The organism is Bradyrhizobium cedriense (genome assembly GCF_054602315.1).
In genome coordinates this window covers 587,258-607,926 of record NZ_JBTSWB010000003.1, presented here as the reverse complement: position 1 = coordinate 607,926, position 20,669 = coordinate 587,258, and the positions used below count along the sequence as shown (strand labels likewise).

15 protein-coding genes and 1 pseudogene are annotated in these 20,669 nt (G+C 65.0%); 10 read left to right on the top strand and 6 right to left on the bottom strand.

The window, feature by feature from the left end; all coding sequences use genetic code 11:
* Positions 1–47: 47 nt before the first annotated feature.
* The 7 genes and pseudogenes from ACYCVF_RS14610 to ACYCVF_RS14580 all read left to right on the top strand — a co-directional run bounded on the left by ACYCVF_RS14610 (position 48) and on the right by ACYCVF_RS14580 (position 7,913).
* Entirely contained in the window at positions 48–1,193 is a 1,146-nt protein-coding gene (locus ACYCVF_RS14610) for an isobutyryl-CoA dehydrogenase (protein WP_459596189.1), read from the top strand.
* Entirely contained in the window at positions 1,190–2,257 is a 1,068-nt protein-coding gene (locus ACYCVF_RS14605; RefSeq protein WP_459596188.1) for an enoyl-CoA hydratase/isomerase family protein, read from the top strand. Before ACYCVF_RS14610 ends, ACYCVF_RS14605 begins: the two co-directional genes overlap by 4 nt.
* Positions 2,258–2,270: 13 nt before the next feature.
* Positions 2,271–3,173, top strand: a pseudogene (gene mmsB / locus ACYCVF_RS14600) (3-hydroxyisobutyrate dehydrogenase); the annotation flags it as partial.
* A complete protein-coding gene (locus ACYCVF_RS14595) occupies positions 3,173–4,891 on the top strand; it encodes an AMP-binding protein (RefSeq protein WP_459606407.1) in 1,719 nt (572 codons plus the stop codon). The pseudogene mmsB and the gene ACYCVF_RS14595, both read left to right, overlap by 1 nt.
* A 130-nt stretch (positions 4,892–5,021) precedes the next feature.
* Entirely contained in the window at positions 5,022–5,501 is a 480-nt protein-coding gene (locus ACYCVF_RS14590; RefSeq protein WP_459596186.1) for a MaoC family dehydratase, read from the top strand.
* Positions 5,502–5,781: 280 nt separating this feature from the next.
* The gene (locus ACYCVF_RS14585; protein WP_459596185.1) at positions 5,782–6,699 is read left to right on the top strand and encodes an SDR family NAD(P)-dependent oxidoreductase; all 918 of its coding nucleotides are present in this window, start codon (positions 5,782–5,784) and stop codon (positions 6,697–6,699) included.
* Positions 6,696–7,913, top strand: coding sequence for a BaiN/RdsA family NAD(P)/FAD-dependent oxidoreductase (locus tag ACYCVF_RS14580; RefSeq protein WP_459596481.1), 1,218 nt, complete (start codon positions 6,696–6,698; stop codon positions 7,911–7,913). Before ACYCVF_RS14585 ends, ACYCVF_RS14580 begins: the two co-directional genes overlap by 4 nt.
* A 70-nt stretch (positions 7,914–7,983) precedes the next feature.
* On the opposite strand, the gene ACYCVF_RS14575 is transcribed toward ACYCVF_RS14580, so the two are convergent.
* Genes ACYCVF_RS14575 through ACYCVF_RS14565 form a run of 3 tightly spaced genes read right to left on the bottom strand, consistent with a single transcriptional unit; the run spans position 7,984 to position 11,372 of the window.
* Positions 7,984–9,063, bottom strand: a complete 1,080-nt coding sequence (locus tag ACYCVF_RS14575) for a D-TA family PLP-dependent enzyme (protein ID WP_459596184.1) — start codon at positions 9,061–9,063, stop codon at positions 7,984–7,986.
* Positions 9,064–9,066: 3 nt separating this feature from the next.
* A complete protein-coding gene (locus ACYCVF_RS14570) occupies positions 9,067–10,878 on the bottom strand; it encodes an ABC-F family ATP-binding cassette domain-containing protein (protein WP_459606408.1) in 1,812 nt (603 codons plus the stop codon).
* Positions 10,879–10,880: 2 nt separating this feature from the next.
* Entirely contained in the window at positions 10,881–11,372 is a 492-nt protein-coding gene (locus ACYCVF_RS14565; RefSeq protein WP_459596182.1) for a YaiI/YqxD family protein, read from the bottom strand.
* Positions 11,373–11,477: 105 nt separating this feature from the next.
* Here ACYCVF_RS14565 and ACYCVF_RS14560 point away from each other — a divergent pair, with 105 nt between their 5' ends.
* Positions 11,478–12,278, top strand: a complete 801-nt coding sequence (locus ACYCVF_RS14560; protein WP_459596181.1) for a hypothetical protein — start codon at positions 11,478–11,480, stop codon at positions 12,276–12,278.
* 252 nt (positions 12,279–12,530) lie between these two features.
* On the opposite strand, the gene ACYCVF_RS14555 is transcribed toward ACYCVF_RS14560, so the two are convergent.
* The gene (locus tag ACYCVF_RS14555; protein WP_459596180.1) at positions 12,531–14,903 is read right to left on the bottom strand and encodes a xanthine dehydrogenase family protein molybdopterin-binding subunit; all 2,373 of its coding nucleotides are present in this window, start codon (positions 14,901–14,903) and stop codon (positions 12,531–12,533) included.
* Positions 14,904–15,113: 210 nt separating this feature from the next.
* On the opposite strand from ACYCVF_RS14555, the gene ACYCVF_RS14550 reads away from it, so the two are divergent.
* Together ACYCVF_RS14550 and ACYCVF_RS14545 are read left to right on the top strand one after the other, a co-directional pair.
* A complete protein-coding gene (locus tag ACYCVF_RS14550) occupies positions 15,114–16,187 on the top strand; it encodes a Ppx/GppA phosphatase family protein (RefSeq protein ID WP_459596179.1) in 1,074 nt (357 codons plus the stop codon).
* A 1-nt stretch (position 16,188) separates the two neighbouring features.
* Positions 16,189–16,893 carry an RlmE family RNA methyltransferase gene (locus ACYCVF_RS14545; protein WP_459596178.1) on the top strand — a complete coding sequence of 235 codons (705 nt, stop codon included), beginning with the start codon at positions 16,189–16,191 and terminating at the stop codon, positions 16,891–16,893.
* Here the strand turns inward: ACYCVF_RS14545 and ACYCVF_RS14540 are convergent.
* The gene (locus tag ACYCVF_RS14540; protein WP_459596177.1) at positions 16,890–18,503 is read right to left on the bottom strand and encodes a calcium-binding protein; all 1,614 of its coding nucleotides are present in this window, start codon (positions 18,501–18,503) and stop codon (positions 16,890–16,892) included. The two genes, ACYCVF_RS14545 and ACYCVF_RS14540, sit on opposite strands and share 4 nt — an antisense overlap.
* Positions 18,504–18,856: 353 nt before the next feature.
* Entirely contained in the window at positions 18,857–20,347 is a 1,491-nt protein-coding gene (locus ACYCVF_RS14535) for a DHA2 family efflux MFS transporter permease subunit (protein WP_459596176.1), read from the bottom strand.
* Positions 20,348–20,669: the final 322 nt, after the last annotated feature.

The window sequence follows — 20,669 nt, the reverse complement described above, 5'->3', positions numbered from 1 at the left end:
TTCGCTGCGCTCGCAATGACGAAGGGACAACAGCGATAGGCGACGACATGCAGTTCGCTCTGAACGAGGATCAGATCGCGGTTCGCGACATGGCGCTCGCGTTCGCCGCGGAGAAGATCGCGCCGCACGCGCTGCGCTGGGACGAGGAGAAGCATTTCCCCGTCGACGTCATGCGCGAGGCCGCCGCGCTCGGCATGGGCGGCATCTACATCCGCGACGACGTCGGCGGCTCCGCGATGTCGCGGTTCGACGCGGCGCTGATCTTCGAGGCGCTGGCGACGGGCTGCCCGACCACGTCGGCCTTCATATCCATCCACAACATGGCGAGCTGGATGATCGATGCCTACGGCAGCGACACCCAGCGCCACACATGGTTGCCGAAACTCTGCACCATGGAGTTGATCGCGAGCTATTGCCTGACCGAGCCGGGCGCCGGCTCGGATGCAGCGGCGCTGCGGACCCGCGCGGTGCGCGACGGCGACCACTACGTCCTCAACGGCCAGAAGCAGTTCATCTCCGGCGCCGGCGGTACCGATCTGCTGGTCGCGATGGTGCGCACCGGCGGCGACGGTCCCGGCGGTATCTCGACCCTCGTCATCGATGGCAAGACGCCGGGCGTCTCCTTCGGTGCCAATGAGCGCAAGATGGGCTGGAACGCGCAGCCGACCCGCGCTGTGATGTTCGAGAACGCCCGCGTGCCCGTGGCCAATCGCCTCAGCGAGGAGGGCGTCGGCTTCAAGATCGCGATGGCGGGCCTCGACGGCGGCCGCCTCAACATCACGGCCTGTTCGATCGGCGGCGCCCAGACCGCGCTCGACAAGGCGCGCGCCTACATGAAGGAGCGCAAGGCGTTCGGAAAGCGTCTCGACGAATTCCAGGCGCTGCAATTCCGCCTTGCCGACATGGCGATCGAGCTCGAGGCTGCGCGCACGTTCCTGTGGCGGGCGGCTGCGGCGCTGGACCGCAAGGACCCCGATGCCACCATGCTGTGCGCGATGGCCAAGCGCTTCGGCACCGATGCCGGTTTCGAGGTCGCCAATCAGGCGCTGCAGCTCCACGGCGGCTACGGCTATCTCAGCGAATACGGCATCGAGAAGATCGTGCGCGATCTGCGCGTGCACCAGATCCTCGAAGGCACCAACGAAATCATGCGGCTCATCGTGGCGCGCAAACTGATAGAGGGCGCGCGATGAGTTCAGCGGAAGAGGGCGATCTCATCGTTCGCCGCGAGGGCACTGCGGGCGTGATCCGGCTCAACCGGCCCAAGGCGCTCAACGCCATGACGCTGGAAATGTCCATCGGCATCGATGCGGCGCTCGACCGGTTCGAAACCGATCCGGACGTTGCCGTCATCGTGCTTGAAGGCGCCGGCGAGCGCGGCCTGTGCGCGGGCGGCGACATCCGCGGCCTCTGGGACAGTTCGCGCGAGGGCGGCGATCTCGGCGCGCGGTTCTGGCGCCAGGAATACATCATGAATGCGCGGATCGCGAAGTATCCGAAGCCGTATGTCGCGTTCATGGATGGTCTCGTGATGGGCGGCGGCGTTGGTCTCTCGGGCCATGCCAGTCATCGCGTCGTCACCGACCGCACCAAGCTGGCGATGCCCGAAGTCGGTCTCGGCTTCTTTCCCGATGTCGGCGGCACCTGGCTGTTGTCGCGCTCGCCCGGCGAGATCGGCACCTATTTCGGCCTGACCGGGCAGACCATGAACGGGCCGGACGCAATCCACGCAAAGTTCGCCGACGCCGTGGTGCCGGCGGCCAAATGGCCGGAGCTGCGCGAGGCGCTGACCAGGGCTCGCCGGGGCGCGACCGCAGCCGACGTCAGCAAGCTCATCAATGGCTTCGCGACCGGCGAGACCGCAGGGCCGGTCGCCGCGAGGCAGGCGGCGATCGACGCACTGTTCGGTTTCGATCGCATGGAGGACATCTTCGCTGCGCTCGATCGCGACGGCTCCGAATTCGCGCTGGCTACGCTGAAGGCGCTCAACGAAAAGTCGCCGCGGGGCATGGTGGTGACGCTGAAACTGTTGCGGCTGGCGCGCAGCGCATCGAGCCTGGAAGAGTGCCTGGTGCGCGAATACCGCGCCGCGCTGGAAGTCTTCCGCAGCGACGATTTCCGCGAGGGCGTGCGTGCCGCCGTGATCGATAAGGACCGCAATCCGATCTGGTCGCCACCCAGGATCGAGGATGTGACGCCAGAGATGCTTGCGCCGTATCTCGCCGAGATCGGCGCCGACGAGCTGAAGTTCAACTAACAACGCTACAGCGGAGGAAACGAAAATGGCCACGATCGCATTCATCGGTCTCGGCAACATGGGCGGCCCGATGGCCGCCAATCTGGTCAAGGCCGGCCACAAGGTGGTGGCGTTCGACCTCGTCGAGGCCTCCCGCAATCAGGCCAAGGCCGACGGCGCCAGCATCGCCGACAGCGCCGCGGGCGCGGTGAAGGGCGCCGATGTCGTCGTCACCATGCTGCCGGCCGGCAAGCACGTGCTCGGCGTCTGGAGCGAAGTCGTTCCAGCCATGTCCAAGGGCGCGCTGATCATTGACTCCTCCACCATCGACGTCGAAAGCGCGCGGCAGGCGCACGCGCTGGCCGCCAAGCACGGCGTGCTCTCGGTCGATGCGCCCGTCTCCGGCGGGACCGGCGGCGCCAAGGGTGCGACGCTTACCTTCATGTGTGGCGGCGAGGAGAAAGCGTTCGCTGTGGCAAAGCCCGTGCTCGAAAACATGGGCAAGAAGATCGTGCATTGCGGGGGCGCCGGCGCGGGACAGGCGGCCAAGATCTGCAACAACATGATCCTCGGCATCTCCATGATCGCCGTTAGCGAGGCGTTTGCGCTCGGCGAAAAGCTCGGGCTTTCGCACCAGGCGCTGTTCGACGTCGCCTCGACCTCGTCAGGCCAGTGCTGGTCGCTGACGACTTATTGCCCGGTGCCGGGCCCGGTGCCGACCTCGCCGGCGAACAACGATTACAAGCCGGGATTTGCTTCTGCGCTGATGGTGAAGGATCTGACGCTGGCGCAGGACGCGGCAAAGGCCGCAGGCGCGGCGACGCCGCTCGGCAAGCATGCGCAGGAGATCTATCAGTCTTTCGACGCAGCCGGCCAGGGTGGGGTGGATTTTTCCGGAATTATCAAGCACGTTAGGAGTCTAGCCGGGAAAGCTTGATGACGACATTTCAGGAAGCGCGCGCGTTTTTGCTAAAGCACCGCACGGATTACGAGGCAGCGGTCAAAGGATTCCACTGGCCTGATCCAGTTCCCTTCAACTGGGCGCTCGACTGGTTCGACGCCGAGCTGGCGGCGAGTGCGGACAGCAAGGACCGGCCTGCGCTCTGGATCGTCGATGCGGCACTGGACAAGCAGACGAAGCTGTCATTCGCGGCGCTCTCGAAGCGCTCGAACCAGGTCGCCAACTTCCTCCGCGCGCAGGGGCTCAAGCGCGGCGACCATCTTTTGCTGCTGCTCGGCAACGTGGTTCCGCTGTGGGAGACCATGCTGGCGGCGATGAAGCTCGGCGTCGTCGTGATTCCCGCGACCACGCTGCTCACGGCTGACGAACTTCGGGACCGGCTCGATCGCGGCAAGGCGAAAGCGGTGGTGGCCGCCGAGGATCAGGTCGCAAAATTCGCGAGCCTTGGCACCGAGAATGCCGTCCGCATCGTGGTCGGCGCGGCTTCCAACGGCTGGCTTGCCTATGACGAGGCGGCCAAAATGCCGGAGGGCTTCACGCCGGATGGCCTGACCAACGCCGACGATCCCATGCTGCTGTATTTTACCTCGGGCACTACGGCGAAGCCAAAGCTGGTCCGGCACAGCCAGAGCAGCTATCCGGTCGGCCATCTCTCGACCATGTACTGGATCGGGCTGAAGCCCGGTGACATCCATCTCAACATCTCTTCGCCCGGCTGGGCCAAGCATGCCTGGAGCTGTTTTTTCGCGCCGTGGAACGCGGGCGCGACCGTGTTCGTGGTCAACCAGCCGCGCTTCGATGCCAAAGCGCTGCTCGCCACCATCGGCCGCTGCGGCGTCACCACGCTGTGTGCGCCGCCGACGGTATGGCGGCTGTTCATCCAGGAAAACCTTGCATCATTCAAGGTGGCCTTGCGCGAGGTCTGCGGCGCCGGCGAACCACTGAACCCCGAAGTGATCGACCAGGTGCGGGCGGCCTGGGGCCTGACCATCCGTGACGGATACGGCCAGACCGAGACCACGGCGCTCGCCGGCAACTCGCCGGGCCAGAAGATCAAGGTCGGCTCGATGGGCCGGCCGCTGCCGGGCTATCGCGTCCAGATCAGCGACGCCGACGGGAACCCGGCGAAGGAAGGCGAGGTCACGCTGGTGCTCGGGACTGTGCGCCCGGCCGGTCTGATGCAAGGCTATCAAAGCGACGACGGCAACCTGTCCGGCGCGGAAGGCGAGCTCTACCGCAGCGGCGACGTCGTCTTCGAAGACGACGAGGGCTATCTCACCTTCGTCGGTCGCTCCGACGACGTGTTCAAGTCGTCGGACTACCGTATCAGCCCGTTCGAGCTGGAAAGCGTGCTGCTCGAACATGAGCTGGTGGCGGAGGCCGCCGTGGTGCCGAGTCCGGACCCGATCCGGCTCGCAATCCCCAAGGCCTTCGTGCTGTTGACGTCGGGTGCGGAGCGTTCGCCCGAGACCGCGCTCTCCATCTTCAAGCATCTGCACGCGCGCCTCGCGCCATTCAAGCGCATCCGCCGTCTCGAAATCGTCACCGAGCTGCCCAAGACGATCTCTGGAAAAATTCGTCGCGTCCAGCTACGACGGCTGGAACGCGACGGTGATCGCGACGATCCGCTGCGCGGCCGGGAATTCCGCGAGGAGGACTTTCCGGAGTTGCCGAAAGCCAGGGGTGAAAGTTAAGTGAGATCTCGTCATTCCGGGGCGCGCGAAGCGCGAGCCCGGAATCCATTTCGCAACACGCTCGGCGGCGCGATGGATTCCGGGCTCGATGCTCCGCATCGCCCTGGAATGACGATACCAGGAGCGATCAATGAACGAAGTCTGGAAGAAGCCGCCGATTACGCTTCAAGCCTATCAGGCTATGGTCGGCAAGGAGATCGGTGTGTCGTCGTGGCACCTGATCGACCAGCCCCGCATCGACACCTATGCCGACGTGATTGAGGACCATCAGTTCATTCACGTCGATCCCGAGCGTGCGAAGAAAGAGACCGCCTTCGGCACCACCATCGCGCACGGCTTCCTGACGATGTCGCTGCTGTCGATCATGTCCTATGAGGTGATGCCGGTGATCGCGGGCACCACGATGGGGGTGAACTACGGCTTCGATAAGCTGCGTTTCATCTCGCCGGTGCGCTCCGGCAAGCGCGTCCGCGGTCGCTTCGTGCTGGCCGAAGCGAAGCTCCGCAAGCCCAACGAGTTGCTGTCCCGCACCAACGTCACGGTCGAGATCGAAGGCGAGGACAAGCCGGCGCTGGTCGCGGAGTGGCTGGGCCTGATCTATTTCGCCTGAGACCACCCGTCGTTGCCGGGCTTGACCCGGCAACCCATCACTGGTCAAAAAGGTGCCCCAGAGCGGGGTTTTACCCTCGCCCCTTGTGGGAGAGGGTGCCTCGCTGAACGCGAGGCGGGTGAGGGGTCTCTCTCCGCGAGTGCATCTGTCGAGAGAGACCCCTCATCCGGCGCCGTAGCCGACGCTACGCGTCGGCATCCATTTTAGGTACGGCGGCCGTAGGCCGCCTATGCCACCTTCTCCCACAAGGGGAGAAGGAAGTAGAAGCAGGAACTGCACAATGGCAATCAGGTTCGACGGACGCGTCGCCATCGTCACCGGCGCGGGCAATGGTCTGGGACGTGCGCATGCGCTGGGATTGGCCAGCCGCGGCGCCAAGGTCGTGGTCAACGATTTCGGCGGCGCGCGCGACGGCACCGGCGGCTCGCTGTCGCCGGCCGAAGCCGTGGTCGAGGAGATTCGCAAGGCCGGCGGCACCGCGATGGCCGACGGCGCGGACGTATCCAATTTCGAGCAGGTCACCGCCATGGTCGAGCGCGCCACCAAGGAATGGGGCAGCGTCGACCTGATGTGCGCCAATGCCGGCATCCTGCGCGACAAGTCGTTCGGCAAGATGGAAGCCGCCGATTTCCAGAAGGTGCTCGACGTGCACCTCGTTGGCAGCTTCTATTGCTGCAAGGCGGCCTGGGCCGGCATGCGCGACCGCAATTACGGCCGCATCGTTCTGACCACCTCGTCCTCCGGCCTCTACGGCAATTTCGGTCAGGCCAATTACGGTGCGGCGAAGTCGGGCATGGTCGGCCTGATGAACGTGCTCGCGGAAGAAGGCCGCAAGAACGACATCCGCGTCAACATCATCTCGCCCACGGCGGCGACCCGCATGACCGAAGAATTGCTGCCGCCGCAGGCGCTGCAATTGATGAAGCCGAACGCGATCACGCCGGCGGTCGAGTACATGCTCAGTGAGGACGCGCCGACCCGCACCATCATGGGCGCCGGGGCCGGCTCCTTCGCGGTGATCAAGATTCTGGAGAGCGAAGGCATCAACCTGCCGGAGTCCGAATGGACGCCGGACGCGGTCGCCGCGCATTTCGAAGAGATCAGCGACATGTCGAAGGCGAAGGCGCTAACGGGTGCGTTCGAGCAGACGCAGAAATACGTGGCGCAAGCGGCGGCGCGGGCGGGGATAAAGCTCTGACGGCCGTCGCCGTCATCGGCGCCGGCCCCGCCGGGTTGATGGCGGCTGAGGTGCTAGCGCTGGGCGGTGCCCGTGTCACCGTCTACGACGCAATGCCGTCCGCGGGCCGCAAGTTCCTGATGGCGGGCCGCGGCGGGCTCAATCTCACCCACAGCGAACCGCTGCCGCAATTCATCGCGCGTTACCGCGAGGCCGGGCCGAATCTGAAGGCTGCCATCGACGCGCTTCCGCCAGACGCGCTTCGCGCCTGGAGTGAGGCGCTGGGTGAGCCGACCTTCGCCGGCACCAGCGGACGCGTGTTTCCAAAGGCGTTCAAGGCTTCACCCTTGCTGCGCGCGTGGCTGCGGCGGCTCGATGCCGCCGGCGTGCGCTTTGCGTTTCGCCATCGCTGGATTGGCTGGGACGAGCACGGCCGATTGCTGTTTCGCACCAGCGGCGGCCAACGGTCGACCGAGGCCGGGGCAGTGGTGCTCGCCCTTGGCGGCGCAAGCTGGCCGCGGCTCGGATCGGACGGCGGCTGGGTCGATCTTCTCGCCGCAAAGGGCATTGCCGTCTCGCAGCTCCGGCCGGCCAATTCCGGCTTTACGGTCGCTTGGTCCGATGTGTTCCGCGACCGTTTCGAGGGCCAGCCGCTCAAGGGCGTGGCGCTGACGATCGGTGCACACACGGTGCGCGGCGAAGCGATGATCACGCGTAGCGGCATCGAAGGCGGTGCGATTTACGCGCTGTCGGCCGAGCTGCGCGAGGCGGTGCTGGATCTCGGGCAGGCGACGCTGATGATCGCGCTGCGGCCCGACCTTGCCGTCGCCGACCTGGCAACGCGCCTGTCGGGTACGCGCGGCAAGCAATCGCTCGCGAACTTCCTGCGCAAGGCGGTGCAATTGTCGCCGGTCGGCATCGGCCTGATGCAGGAGGCGGCGATCGCATCGGGCCGGCCGCTGTCGTCGTTCTCACCGGCCGAACTCGCGCGCTTGATCAATGCAATTCCGGTTCGGCTCACCGGCGTCGCCCCGATCGATCGCGCGATCTCGACCGCGGGCGGGATTGCTTTCGATGAGCTCGATCGGCATTTCATGCTGTGCAAATTGCCCGGCGTGTTCGCCGCCGGTGAGATGCTGGACTGGGAGGCGCCGACGGGCGGCTATTTGTTGCAGGCCTCGTTCGCGACAGGCGCGGCCGCAGGGACAGGTGTTTTGAGCTGGCTCGACCGCTAGGGCGTCATTGCGAGCGAAGCAATCCTGAGTCTTTTCCGCGCAGGGGGCCTGGATTGCTTCGCGAAGTGCTCTACCGCAGCTTTCCCCGCGCCGCGACCGGCAGCGTGCCGATGATCTCCTCGCCGCGCACCATCACCACTTCGTCCATCATGTTGACGACGACGCAGACATGGTTCGGTACGATGCGGACGACGTCGCCGACATTGGGCCGGGTGTTGCTGCGGGAAAGGTCGAGGAAGCCGTGCTCCTCGGCGAATTTCGCGATCTTCGCCTCGGGATGCTCGAGGATCAGGCCATGGCCGTCGAGCCCGCCGGTGTCTGTCGTCAGCGTCTTCGAGCCGGCGTCGAGGATGCCGCGCTCGGGCGCGGCGCGGCTCACCACGGTCGAATAGATGTGCAGCGCGCAGTCGTCCCAGCTGGCGACGCCAGCGGCGACCTGCATGCGGTCGTTGTAGATATAGGTGCCGAAGCGATGCTCGGTGCCGCCCTTGAGCTTGCCGAGATTCTTCAGGTTCGGCGTGCCGCCGGTCGAGACGATCTTCGCATCCAGCCCGTGTGCGCGCACGCCGGCCAGTGCTTCGTCGTAGAATTTCTGCGCGTCCGCCCAGCCGGTCTCGGTCGGGTACATCATGAAGCCGGCGAATTGCAGCCCCTTCGATGCCGCGATCTCGCGGGCGAGGGCGATCGCCTCGGCCGGCGTCTCGACGCCGGCGCGCTTGCGCCCCGTATCGCATTCTACCACGACGGAGAGCGGGCGGCCCGATGCGGCCGCGGCTTTGGGCAGCCCTGCAACGACGGTCGAATTGTCGGCGGCCACCGTCATATTCGCCTTCGTCTGCAACGCGCCGAGGCGCGCCATCTTCTCCTCACCGAGCAGATTGTAGCTGATCAGGATGTCGTCGATGCCGGCATTCGCCATGATCTCGGCTTCGCCGAGCTTTTGGCAGGTGATGCCCTTGGCACCGGCCGCGACCTGCATCTTGGCGATGGTCGGATTCTTGTGCGTCTTAATGTGCGGACGGTTGGCGATCCCGGCGTCGTCGCAGGCTTTCTGGATCCGCGCGATGTTGCGTTCCACCCTGTCCATGTCGATGACGGCGCAGGGCGTGCCATATTCGCGGGCGATCTTGGCGGCAAGGGTCGTGGTCATGATTCAAGCCTGTTCTATCTCTTCGCGGAGCATCTCAAGTTCGAGCCATCGCTCTTCAGCGGCAGACAGTTCTTCGTGGACCTTGGCGATCGCGGCTGACGTATCGTCGAACTTCTTGCGATCCTTGGCGTAGAGGTTGGGATCGTCGAGCACGCGTTGCAGCCTGGCGATATCGGCCTGCAACGTCTCCATCTTCTTCGGCAGCGTTTCCAGCGCGTGCTTCTCGTTGAAGCTCAGCTTCCGCTTCGGCGCCGACGCCGGGGCAGCGGAACGCTGCTCTTTCTTCTCCGTCGGGACTTGCGCCTTCGCCGTCTCACGCTTCAGGTCGGCGCCGCGTTGCGCCAGCATGTCGCTGTAGCCGCCGGCATATTCGATCCACTTGCCGTTGCCTTCGGGCGCGATCACTGAGGTGACGACGCGATCGAGGAAATCGCGGTCGTGGCTGATCAGGATGACGGTGCCCTCATAGTCGCCGAGCATCTCCTCGAGCACGTCGAGCGTCTCGAGATCGAGGTCGTTGGTCGGCTCGTCCAGCACCAGGAGGTTCGATGGCTTTGCCAGCGCGCGGGCCAGCATCAGCCGGCCGCGCTCGCCGCCGGAGAGTACCTCCACCGGAGTGCCGCGCTGCTCCTGTGCGAACAGAAAGTCCTTCATGTAGCCGACGACGTGCTTCGGCCTGCCGCCGACCATGATTTGATCGCCCCGCCCGCCGGTCAGCGCTTCCGCCAGCGTGGATTTTGGATCGAGGCTTTCGCGGTGCTGGTCGAGCGTCGCCGTCTCCAGATTGGCCCCGAGACGTATCGTTCCGGAATCAGGCTGCATCCCACCGGTGAGCAGGTTGACCAGCGTAGTCTTCCCGGCGCCGTTTGGGCCGATGATACCGAGCCGATCGCCGCGCTGGATGCGGGTCGAGAAATTCTCGACGATCTTGCGCTCGCCATACGCCTTGGTGATGCCCTTCGCCTCGATCACCAGTTTGCCGGACTGCTCGGCTTCAGCCGCCGCGAGATTGGCGCTGCCGGCGGTGCCGCGATAATTGCGGCGCTGGTCGCGCAGCGTATGCAGGTTCGCGAGCCGCTTGACGTTGCGCTTGCGGCGACCGGACACGCCGTGGCGCAGCCAGTGCTCCTCGTCAACGATCTTGCGGTCGAGCTTGTGCTGGTCGCGCTCTTCCTCAGCGAGCACTTCGTCGCGCCAGGCCTCGAACGAGGCAAAGCCGCGATCGATCTGCTTGATCCTGCCGCGGTCGAGCCAGGCGGTCGAGCGCGATAGATTGGTGAGGAAGCGGCGGTCGTGGCTGATGATCACCAGCGCGCTGCGGCGACCATCGAGCTCCTTCTCCAGCCACTCGATGGTGGAGAGATCGAGGTGATTGGTCGGCTCGTCCAGCAACAGGATGTCCGGCGAGGGCGCCAGCACCCGAGCCAGAGCGGCACGACGGGCCTCGCCGCCGGAAACGTTGGCCGGGCTCTCGTTGCCGGTGAGCCCGAGCTGCTCAACCAGGTAGCGCGCTTGGTATGGATCATCGCCCGGTGCGAGCCCCGCCTCGACATAAGCGAGCGTGGTCTTGTGGTCGCCAAAATCCGGCTCCTGCGGCAGGTAGCGTACCGTCGCGCCCGGCTGCACGAAGCGGGTGCCGCCATCGGGCTCGACGAGGCCGGCTGCGATCTTCAGCAGCGTCGACTTGCCCGAGCCGTTGCGGCCGATCAGGCAGACGCGCTCGCTGGGCGCGACGTTGAGCTCGACGCCGTTCAGTAGCGGTGTGCCGCCAAAGGTCAGCCTGATGTCTTTCAGTTGGATCAGCGGCGGCGCCATGATCAGCCCTGACTTGTTGCGGCCTGATCGGCGCGGCGGCGCTGGATCCGGCGCAGCGTCTGGTCGAGCGCCGAGAGGAAGGCGGAGCGGTCGCGCGGCGCGAACGATCGCGGGCCGCCCGTGACCTCGCCGGCCGAGCGCAGATCCGTCATGAGGTTGCGCACCGCCAGCGTCATCCCGATCGACTCTTCCGTGAACGGTTTTCCGTTCGGCGCAATCACGTCAGCGCCCGCCTTCACGCAGCGGCTCGCCAGCGGAATGTCCGATGTCACGACGACGTCGCCGGGCCTGGAGCGCTCCGCGATCCAGTCGTCGGCCGCATCCATGCCGGCACCTGCGGCGATCCGCTCGATCAATGGGTCCTGCGGTACGCGAATGAAATTGCCGGCGACGACGCTCACGGGCACGCCGTGCCTGAGCGCGACACGGTAGATCTCGTCCTTCACCGGACAGGCGTCGGCGTCGACATAGATGCGGGTAGGGGTGTCAGTCATTCGCCGCGTGGTACCCCATTCAGGCCCTAAAGGCGAGGGGATTGACCCTGGTTCCTCAGGCCCTACGATCGCTCCTGAACAACAAGAAAACAGGGAAGATGCCCCATGCCGAACCGGCTCGAAACCTACCGTGTCCAAGCCTACAACACCGCAAAACAGTCCGAAAACAAGATGCATGACGACACGGTCGCGCGCCGCTTCGGCTTCTCCGGCGGGCTGGTCCCGGGCGTCGACGTCTTTGCCTATATGATGCACGTGCCGGTGGCGCGCTGGGGCCGCGATTTCCTCAGCCGGGGCCTGATCGAGGCCCGTTTCATCAAGCCGGTCTATGACGGCGAGGCCGCCGACGTCGATGCCACCGAGCACAACGGCCTGCTCACGATCGAGGTGTTCAGCCGCACCGAGCTTTGCGCGACCGGCACGGCGTCGCTGCCGGAGAAGGCGCCTGCCGTGTCATTGAGTGACTATGTCGCGGTCCCAGCGGTTGCCGAGCGCAAGCCGGTCAGCCCCTCGACGTTCGAAACATACAAATGGCTCGGCACGACACCCCGACGCTGGGCCGGACAGGACGCAACGGATTATCTCGCCGACGTCAGGGAGGCCGATCCGATCTTCGCGCGCGAGGGGCTCGGCCATCCCGGCCTGATCCAGCGCGTGATGAACCGCGTGCTGGTCGACAACACGATTCTGGGTCCTTGGATTCATGTCGGCAGCCGCATGCAGCTGCTGTCGGCGGCTCGTGCGGGTGACGATATCACCGCGCGGGCGAGGGTCACCGCGAATTACGAGAAGAAGGGCCATCGATTCGTAGAGCTCGACGCGCTGGTCGTCGCCAACGGCACCACGCCGCTGGCGCATTGCCATCACACCGCGATCTACCAGCCGCGCGAGCAGGCAGCGGCGTAGGTGTTGACCGTCATTCCGGGGCGGTCCGCGAGGACCGAACCCGGAATCTCGAGGTTCCGGGTTCGATGCTTCGCATCGCCCCGGAACGACTGGTGAGGTTCAAACGCGGTGTCATGCCCCGCGAAGGCGGGGAATCCAGTACGCCGCGGCGGATGTGGTGAGAGCAAGGTCTCCAACGCGTGCCTCTGGAATACTGGATCGCCCGGTCAAGCCGGCCGATGACAGCATCGTTGTGCATGCGGAAGAGCAGCCTTACGCCGCCTTTTGCTTCGCCTCCTGGATCGCCCGCCACACGCGCTCCGGGGTCAGCGGCATGTCGATGTGCTTGATGCCGTAGTCGGAGAGCGCATCGATCACCGCATTCACCACCGTCGACAGGCTGCCGGCGCAGCCGGCTTCGCCGCAGCCCTTGCTGCCGAGCGGATTGGTCGTGGCCGGCACCGGGTGATCGCCGACCGTCATGTTAGGTACGTCCTCGGCGCGGGGCAGGGCGTAGTCCATCAGCGAGCCCGTGATCGGCTGGCCGCTTTCGTCGTAGCGGACGTGCTCCATCAGCGCCTGGCCGATGCCCTGGACGACGCCGCCATGCAGCTGGCCCGCGACCAGCATCGGGTTGATCACCGTGCCGAAATCGTTGACCGCGCTATAGCGCACGATCTGTACCACGCCGGTCTCCGGATCGACCTCGACTTCGGCGACGTGGCAGCCGTTCGGGAACGCCGATGGCACCGGCTCGCTGGTGTGGTCGACGTCGAGGCTGTCGGGCACGCCCTCCGGCGTCTTGCCGTCATGCAAGCGCTTGGCCAGCTCCATGATGTCGATGCTGCGGTCCGTGCCGGCGATGGTGAAGCTGCCGCCTTCGAACTCGATGTCGGCCTCGGACGCCTCCAGCATGTGCGCGGCGGCGCGCTTGCCCTTCTCGATCACGAGCTTGGCGGCGCCCACGATCGCCATGCCGCTCGCGGTAATCGAGCGCGACCCGCCGGTGCCGTTGCCGGAGTGAACGACGTCGCTGTCACCCTGCACCAGCTTGACGCTCTCGAACGGTACGCCCAGCTGCTCGCACAGCACCTGCGCGAACGGCGTCGCATGACCCTGGCCGTAATCGAGCGTGCCGGTGATGAGTTGCACGCTGCCGTCGGGATCGAACACGATCTTGCCGAGCTCGGGGCTTGGCGGTGCGGTGACCTCGAGGTAGGAGCCGACAGCGATGCCGCGCAGCTTGCCGGCCTTCTTGCTCTCTTTCTTGCGCTTGGCGAAGTTCTCGTGGTCGGAGATCTCGAGTGCCTTGTTGAACACGGCCTGGAAGTCGCCGCTGTCGTAGGTGACGCCGGAGGACGCCGCGAACGGGATCTGGCTCGGCTTGATGAAGTTGCGCTTGCGCAAGGTCAGCCGGTTGATGCCCATCTCGTCGGCCGCGCTGTCGATCAGCCGCTCCATGTAATAGTTCGCCTCGGGGCGGCCGGCGCCGCGATAGGCGCCCATCAGGGTGGTATTGGTCAGCACCACCTTGATGTCGACGCCCATCAGCGGGGTGCGATAGACGCTGGAAAAATTCTTGCCGGTGTTGAGCGAGAGCGGCCCCGGCGCGACTCCGGTGATGTAGGCGCCGAGATTGCCGTAGCCGGACAGTTTTGCCGCCAGGAAATGGCCCTCGGCGTCGAGCGCAAGTTCGGCATGGATCTTCTGCGCACGGCCGTGGCTGTCGGAGAGGAAGCTGGTGGAGCGCTCGTCGAGCCACTTCACCGGCCTTCCCAGTTCCTTCGCCGCGTACAGGATGCACATGTATTCAGGATAGTTGATGTTCTTCATGCCGAAGGAGCCGCCGACATTGGCAGTGAGGATGCGCACCTTCTCGTTCGGCACTTTCAGGTTCTTGGCGAGGTTGGCGCGGTTGCCGGCGACCCCCTGCGTCGGCACCTGGAGCGTGTAGCGCTCGGTCTTCTTGTCATAGGAGGCAAGGCCCACCCGGGGCTCCATCGAGACCACGGCGACGCGAGTGTTCTCGATGTCGAGCTTGGTCACATGGGCGGCGTTGGCGAAGGCCGCGTCGACCTTGTCCATGTCGCCATAATGGTAGTCGAGCGCGACGTTGTTCGGGATGTGCTCGTAAAGCTGCGGCGCCCCGGGCCTGGCGGCTTCCTCGGGATCGGTCACCGACGGCAGAGGTTCGATGTCGAGCTCGACCGCTTCGGCCGCGTCGCGCGCCTGCGCCAGCGTCTCCGCGACCACGAAGGCGACGGGATCGCCGACGAAGCGGACCTTGTCGGTCGCGAGCGGCTGGCGGTTGGTCTGGAGCAGGGGCGAGCCGTCGCGGCTCTTCAGCGGCAGGCCGCAGGTAAAGGGGCCGTAGCCGGCGGCATCGAGATCCTTGCCGGTCCACACCCCCAGCACGCCCGGCATCGCCTTGGCGGCATCGATGCCGATGCCGCGGATGATGCCGTGGGCATGGGTCGAGCGGACGATCACGGCATAGGCCTGGCCGGGCAGGTTGAAATCGTCGGTATAGCGGCCCTTGCCGCGCACCAGCGTGTCGTCCTCCTTTCGGCGGACGGGCTGCCCGACGCCATATTTTTGCAGTGCAATAGCGTTTTCAAGCGTGGACGATTTGGCGTGTTCTTGCATGGAGAATGACCTGAAAAGCCGGCATTTGCGCATTTTCGCGGCAGGGGAGGACCGGACCCTGTTCAGATAACCCACGGCCCCGTTCACGACAACGCACGAATGGGCATGGTCCTATGTGATGCGTTGTTGCGCAGGCCTGCCGCGCTGCTAATGTTTGAGGCGAAAAAGCAATTCCAGATCGGCCCGTTGGGCCGCGGAAAGACAGTTTGTATGAATGACCACACGCGGCTCCGCGACGGCCATGGGCCGCACGGTGAGCTGGAGGGGTCGATGGCGGCGGTGGTATTGGCCACCGAAACGGCCGTCCCCGCACAGGCGCCGGGAACCGGCGTCTACGCGGCGCTGGACCTCGGCACCAACAATTGCCGGCTGCTGATCGCCTGTCCGACTCACGACGGCTTTCGCGTGGTTGATTCCTTCTCGCGCATCATCCGGCTCGGTGAGGGTGTATCGGCGACGGGCTGCATCAGCGACGCCGCGATCGAGCGCGCCATCGCAGCGCTCAGCATCTGCCGCGACAAGATCAACCTGAGAAAGGCGCGGAGGCTGCGGCTGATCGCGACCGAAGCCTGCCGCGCAGCCTCGAATGCGGAAGGTTTCCGCAGCCGCGTCGCGGCCGAGACCGGGATCGAGCTCGAGGTGATCGACCGTGAGACCGAGGCGGCGCTCGCCGTGCTCGGCTGCTCGCCGCTGGTCGACCCCAGGGGACGAGGTGCGATCCTGTTCGACATCGGCGGCGGCTCGACCGAGCTGGTGCGGATCGAGCGCGATCCGCAGAATCCCGCACCGCGCATCAAGGCCTGGATGTCAATCCCGTACGGCGTGGTCACGCTCGCGGAGCAGTTCGGCGGCCGCGACGTGACGCCGGAGATCTACGCCGCGATGGAGCGCGAGGTCGCGAGCCACGTCGCGCCGTTCGCGGAGGAGCACGGCAGCGAGCTCGCCGGCATGCATCTGCTCGGCACGTCGGGCACGGTCACGACGCTCGCCGGCATCCATCTCAACCTTGCGCGCTATGACCGTCGCCGCATCGACAGCATCTGGTTGGACGATGCCGACATCACCGCGACCATCAACAAGCTGCTCGGCATGAGCTATGAGGAGCGCGCGAACAACAGCTGCATCAGCGTCGAGCGTGCCGACCTCGTGCTGGCCGGCTGCGCCATCCTCGACGCCATCCGCCGGGCCTTCCCGCTGCCGCGCCTGCGCGTCGCCGATCGCGGGCTGCGCGAGGGCATGCTGGTCGAGATGATGCGCGAGGACGGCGCGCTCAGGAGCTGGTGAGATGGCCAAGGATACCACCGGCCGCTTGCACGTCCAGGTCAAGACCGGCGGCAAGCGCAAGCTCTCGTCCAAGCTCTGGCTGGAGCGACAGCTCAATGATCCCTATGTCGCCAAAGCCAAGGCGGCGGGTTATCGCTCGCGCGCGGCCTTCAAGCTCCTGGAGATCGACGACAAGTATCATTTTCTGAAACCCGGCATGGCGGTGGTCGACCTCGGCGCCGCACCGGGCGGCTGGAGCCAGATCGCGGCCAAGCGTGTCGGCTCCGCGGACGGCAAGGGCAAGGTCGTCGCGATCGATCTGTTGGAAATGCCGGAGATTCCCGGCGTCGATTTCGCGCAGCTCGACTTCATGGACAATGACGCGCCCGAAAAGCTCACTGCGATGCTGGGCGGCGGGGCCGACGTCGTAATGTCCGACATGGCCGCCAATACCACCGGTCACCGCAAGACCGACCAGCTCCGCATCGTCGGCCTGGTCGAGACCGCGGCCGCGTTCGCCTGCGACGTGCTCAAGCCCGGCGGCACGTTCCTGGCGAAAACGTTCCAGAGCGGCGCCGATGCCGAGCTTCTGGCGCAGCTCAAGCGCGATTTCGCGACGGTGCGTCACGTCAAGCCGGCGGCGAGCCGGCAGGATTCCTCGGAGCGCTACGTGCTGGCGACGGGCTTTCGGGGCGCCACCAGGAGCGAGTCGGATAGGGCCGGCTAGGCGAACAAGAAATCCTGCGTGTTGAGATTCACAACGCCCACGATAGTGAGGTCGTTATTTGCATCGAAGCGAATGATGGTGTCTCCCCCGGTCACTTCGATATTCAAGTCTTCAAAACCGTGGATGTCATTCGCGGCCAGGCCCGTGAGATCGATTCTATCGTGGCCCTGATCGAAAACGGCCGTGTCATGCCCGTTCTGGTCGGCAAAGACGAACGTATCCGCGCCGCATCCGCCAAACATGCCATCGTTCCCGATGCCGCTCACGAGCGTGTCGTTGCCGTCGCCTCCATTGAGGACATTTCCCGACCCGCCAAACACCGTGAGTTGATCATTGCCTGTACCGCCAGCAAGGAAGCTCGATCCGAGCGAACCCGGCGCAACGGTTGCGGCCAGCACATCGTTTCCAGCGCCGCCATCCAGACGGTTCTCGGCAGTCGAATCGTCTGTAACCGCAGGATCAGGAGTTGCCGAAAGAAACGCAGTGAGCTGGTCATCTCCGGCGCCGCCATTCAGAACGTTCGCGACATCGTATAGAGCCTGCTCCGGACCGAACCCACCGTGAGCTACGGCGTGGAGGTGCGCCGTGAGACTGTCTCGTCCATTGCCTCCCTCGAGTTGATTGAGCGCGAGAACAAACCCGCCGAGCGCGGTGGAGTCTGCGACCAGACTGTCATTGCCTCTCCCGCCATCCAGGTAATTGGTAACATCTGTGACAGAGTTCTCCCCGTCGGTGGAGTGGATCGCCTCGAGGGTGTCGTTGCCGTCATCGCCCCAGAGCTGGTTGATACCCACCGGAGTCCGGCTATTGGAGTCGGTCAGGTTGAAGGCGTGCAAGACGTCGTCGCCCTGGCCACCGTGCAGCTCATTGGTGACCAAATCGGTCTGATTGGATACGCCCTCGGCGCTTGCATTCAATTCATCGTTGCCGGCACCGCCGAAGAGGACGTTGCTGGCTGTGCCGTGGAACGCGGAAAATGCCGTTTCGGCATGAGCGGTGACCCGGTCATCGCCGGAGCCGCCGTCGACGGTGTTCAAGGCGATGCTGTTTCCGAGGGTGTTGCGACCGTCGGCAACGGCGTGAATGGTATCGTTGCCGCTTCCGCCGAACAAATCGGTCCTCACCGTTACATCTCCGATCACAGGAAGCGCCACATTTGCCGTGGCGCTGATGGTGTCGTGTCCGCTGCCGCCATCGAGCCGGACATCAGCGACCTGCTCCGGATTCTGAGGCGCGTTCCCACCTTGAAGGGTTACGGTCGCGTTGAGGTCGTCGCTGCCTGTCCCGCCGAACTGAATGGCGAGGCCGTGCAAAGGCGCGTTGTCCTGCAGCGGGACGACGACGTTGGTCGTCAAAGTGTCGTTGCCGCTGCCGCCGATCAATGCTGTCCGGTTAAATGCGCTGTCCAGATGATCATTGCCGGCAAGTCCCAAGACAATGTCGCCCTCGGCGTTCGCGCTCAGGACATCGTCGTGCCTGCTGCCGATGATCAGACCGTTGATGGTCTCCAGGAGGGAAATCCAGTCGAATAGGCGAGAATCTGCGAGAGTTCCGTCGGTTCGAAGCAATTGCTGGGCGACTTGGCTTTTTGTTTGATTGGTATTCGCCATGTTTTCCTCCTTGGGCATGAAATATTGAGGTCAACAGAACTCGGCTCCGGGATTGCGCGACCAAACTGAACAATCGCTTCGCGCTGCCGCCTCACGCATTCAGCGTGCCGACGCGCTACCGGGCCTTATCAGCGCCGGTCTGCATTAGTCTTCCCGAGGGCTTCCGTCGCCGCAGTACCGCGAACCTTCCGCAGGCGTGTGCCATTAAATCATAAGTTGCATTAATGTCTAATAAAATTTAAATCACGTAATATTAATTGATGTGATTTAATAGGGGCGCTCAACATTAGGCCCGCGTAGGCCCCTACGGCAGGGAACGTGTGCTTGGCCCACTTGCAAACGCAAGCAATGGCCTATCCCAGCCGCTGATCCCCAACGTCCTGCGTATCCTCGCTCGCCGCCTTGACGGCGGCCTTCGCCGCGCCTTTGCCGGCACCCTTGCGGCTTGCGATCTCCACCGCCTTGCGGCCGGAGATCTCGTTTCCGGCATCGGCAGGCATCTGCCAGAAGAACCAGCTCGACGCCGCGGAGGTCAGCGCAACCACGAGGAAGGCGGGGGCGAACACGGTCGCGTCGATCTCGCTGACATGGTTGAACCACATGGTCGTTTCGACGCAAGCCGCGCCGACGGCGACGCCGGCGGAAACCGCGAGCTGCTGGTTGACGCTGACGAGGGTGGTCGCACGGCTCATTTGCGCGGTCTCGACTTCGGCATAGGCGACCGTGTTGATCGCGGTGAACTCGAGCGAGCGGAAGAAGCCGCCGACGACCAGGATCACCATGATGATGAGCAGCGGCGTCGTCACGGTGAACAGGGCGCAGACGCCGAGGAAGAACGCGCTGACGACCGCGTTCACCGTCATCAGATTCCGGAAGCCGAAGGTGCGGATGATGCGCGCCGCCAGCGTTTTCATGCCCATGGCCCCCAGCGAGGAGGCAAAGGTGACGAGACCCGAATGGAACGGGGACAGGCCGAAGCCGATCTGCATGAGCAGCGGCAGCAGGAACGGCAACGCGCCGATGCCGAGCCGGAACAGGAAGCCGCCGAACACGGCCGCGCGCAGCGTTGGCAGCTTCAGAAGCGAGAAATCAAGCACCGGAGACCCGGTGCGCCGGGCGTGGATGACATAAAGCGTCATCGAGATCGCACCGCCCGCGATCAACGCGGCAACGGTGCTCCACGGCAGCAGGTTGAGACCGGCCACCGACAGGCCGAAGGCGATGCCTGCGAGGCCGATGCCCGCGAGCACCATGCCGTAGAGATCGAACGGCTCGCGTTCCTCGCTCTTGATCGGATCGATGAAGCGCAACGCCATGAAGATGCCGAGCAGACCGATCGGAATGTTGATCAGGAAGATCCAGTGCCAGGAAGCGTAGGTGGTGATGAAGCCGCCGAGCGGCGGGCCGATCACGGGACCGATCAGGGCAGGGACCGTCACCCAGGCCATGGCGTTGACCAGTGCGCTCTTGTCGACCGAGCGCAGCAGCACGAGGCGTCCGACCGGCGTCATCATCGCCCCGCCCATGCCTTGCAGGATGCGCGCGAACACGAAATCGGTGACCGAGGTCGAGAGCGCGCAGCCGACGGAGCCGACCATGAACACGCCGACGGCGATCGCGAACACCATGCGCGCGCCGAAGCGGTCCGCGGTCCAACCGCTCGCCGGGATGAACACCGCCAGCGACAGCAGGTACGAGGTGATCGCGAGCTTCAGCGTCAGCGGGCTGGTGCCGATGTCGGCGGCGATCGCCGGCAGCGAGGTCGCGATGACAGTGGAATCCATGTTCTCCATGAAGAGAGCGGTGGCCACGATCAGCGGGATGACGCGTTGCTTGTCGACCATGACGGATTGGTAATGAAAATCGGAAGGACGGGCGGACTCGCGGCTTATCACCGCCCTCCCTCCGGGACCATTGCACATCAACGCATGGCACCTAGGTCCCGCGTAACAACGGTGTGACCGTTCCCCCTCGCATTCCGGGTCGCGCCTTCGCCGTGGAGTGGAATGGCGGCGGTTGGGTCGCGTATGGGCTGTCCCCGCCGAATTAACGCAAAAAGCCTGTGCATGGCTGGCCAGCGGTCCGAATTGCTTTGATTCGTCACGCAGCCGTGCTATCGACCCGCGTCAACCCCACCGATGGGCTCCGATTCTCCGGCGTTGCCGC

What these genes read in the sequence shown, in the direction of transcription:
- ACYCVF_RS14610 (WP_459596189.1), top strand. Translation starts at nt 48, where the DNA reads ATGCAGTTCGCTCTGAACGAGGATCAGATCGCGGTTCGCGACATGGCG.
- ACYCVF_RS14605 (WP_459596188.1), top strand. Translation starts at nt 1,190, where the DNA reads ATGAGTTCAGCGGAAGAGGGCGATCTCATCGTTCGCCGCGAGGGCACT.
- ACYCVF_RS14595 (WP_459606407.1), top strand. Translation starts at nt 3,173, where the DNA reads ATGACGACATTTCAGGAAGCGCGCGCGTTTTTGCTAAAGCACCGCACG.
- ACYCVF_RS14590 (WP_459596186.1), top strand. Translation starts at nt 5,022, where the DNA reads ATGAACGAAGTCTGGAAGAAGCCGCCGATTACGCTTCAAGCCTATCAG.
- ACYCVF_RS14585 (WP_459596185.1), top strand. Translation starts at nt 5,782, where the DNA reads ATGGCAATCAGGTTCGACGGACGCGTCGCCATCGTCACCGGCGCGGGC.
- ACYCVF_RS14575 (WP_459596184.1), bottom strand. Translation starts at nt 9,063, where the DNA reads ATGACCACGACCCTTGCCGCCAAGATCGCCCGCGAATATGGCACGCCC.
- ACYCVF_RS14570 (WP_459606408.1), bottom strand. Translation starts at nt 10,878, where the DNA reads ATGGCGCCGCCGCTGATCCAACTGAAAGACATCAGGCTGACCTTTGGC.
- ACYCVF_RS14565 (WP_459596182.1), bottom strand. Translation starts at nt 11,372, where the DNA reads ATGACTGACACCCCTACCCGCATCTATGTCGACGCCGACGCCTGTCCG.
- ACYCVF_RS14560 (WP_459596181.1), top strand. Translation starts at nt 11,478, where the DNA reads ATGCCGAACCGGCTCGAAACCTACCGTGTCCAAGCCTACAACACCGCA.
- ACYCVF_RS14555 (WP_459596180.1), bottom strand. Translation starts at nt 14,903, where the DNA reads ATGCAAGAACACGCCAAATCGTCCACGCTTGAAAACGCTATTGCACTG.
- ACYCVF_RS14550 (WP_459596179.1), top strand. Translation starts at nt 15,114, where the DNA reads ATGAATGACCACACGCGGCTCCGCGACGGCCATGGGCCGCACGGTGAG.
- ACYCVF_RS14545 (WP_459596178.1), top strand. Translation starts at nt 16,189, where the DNA reads ATGGCCAAGGATACCACCGGCCGCTTGCACGTCCAGGTCAAGACCGGC.
- ACYCVF_RS14540 (WP_459596177.1), bottom strand. Translation starts at nt 18,503, where the DNA reads ATGGCGAATACCAATCAAACAAAAAGCCAAGTCGCCCAGCAATTGCTT.
- ACYCVF_RS14535 (WP_459596176.1), bottom strand. Translation starts at nt 20,347, where the DNA reads ATGGTCGACAAGCAACGCGTCATCCCGCTGATCGTGGCCACCGCTCTC.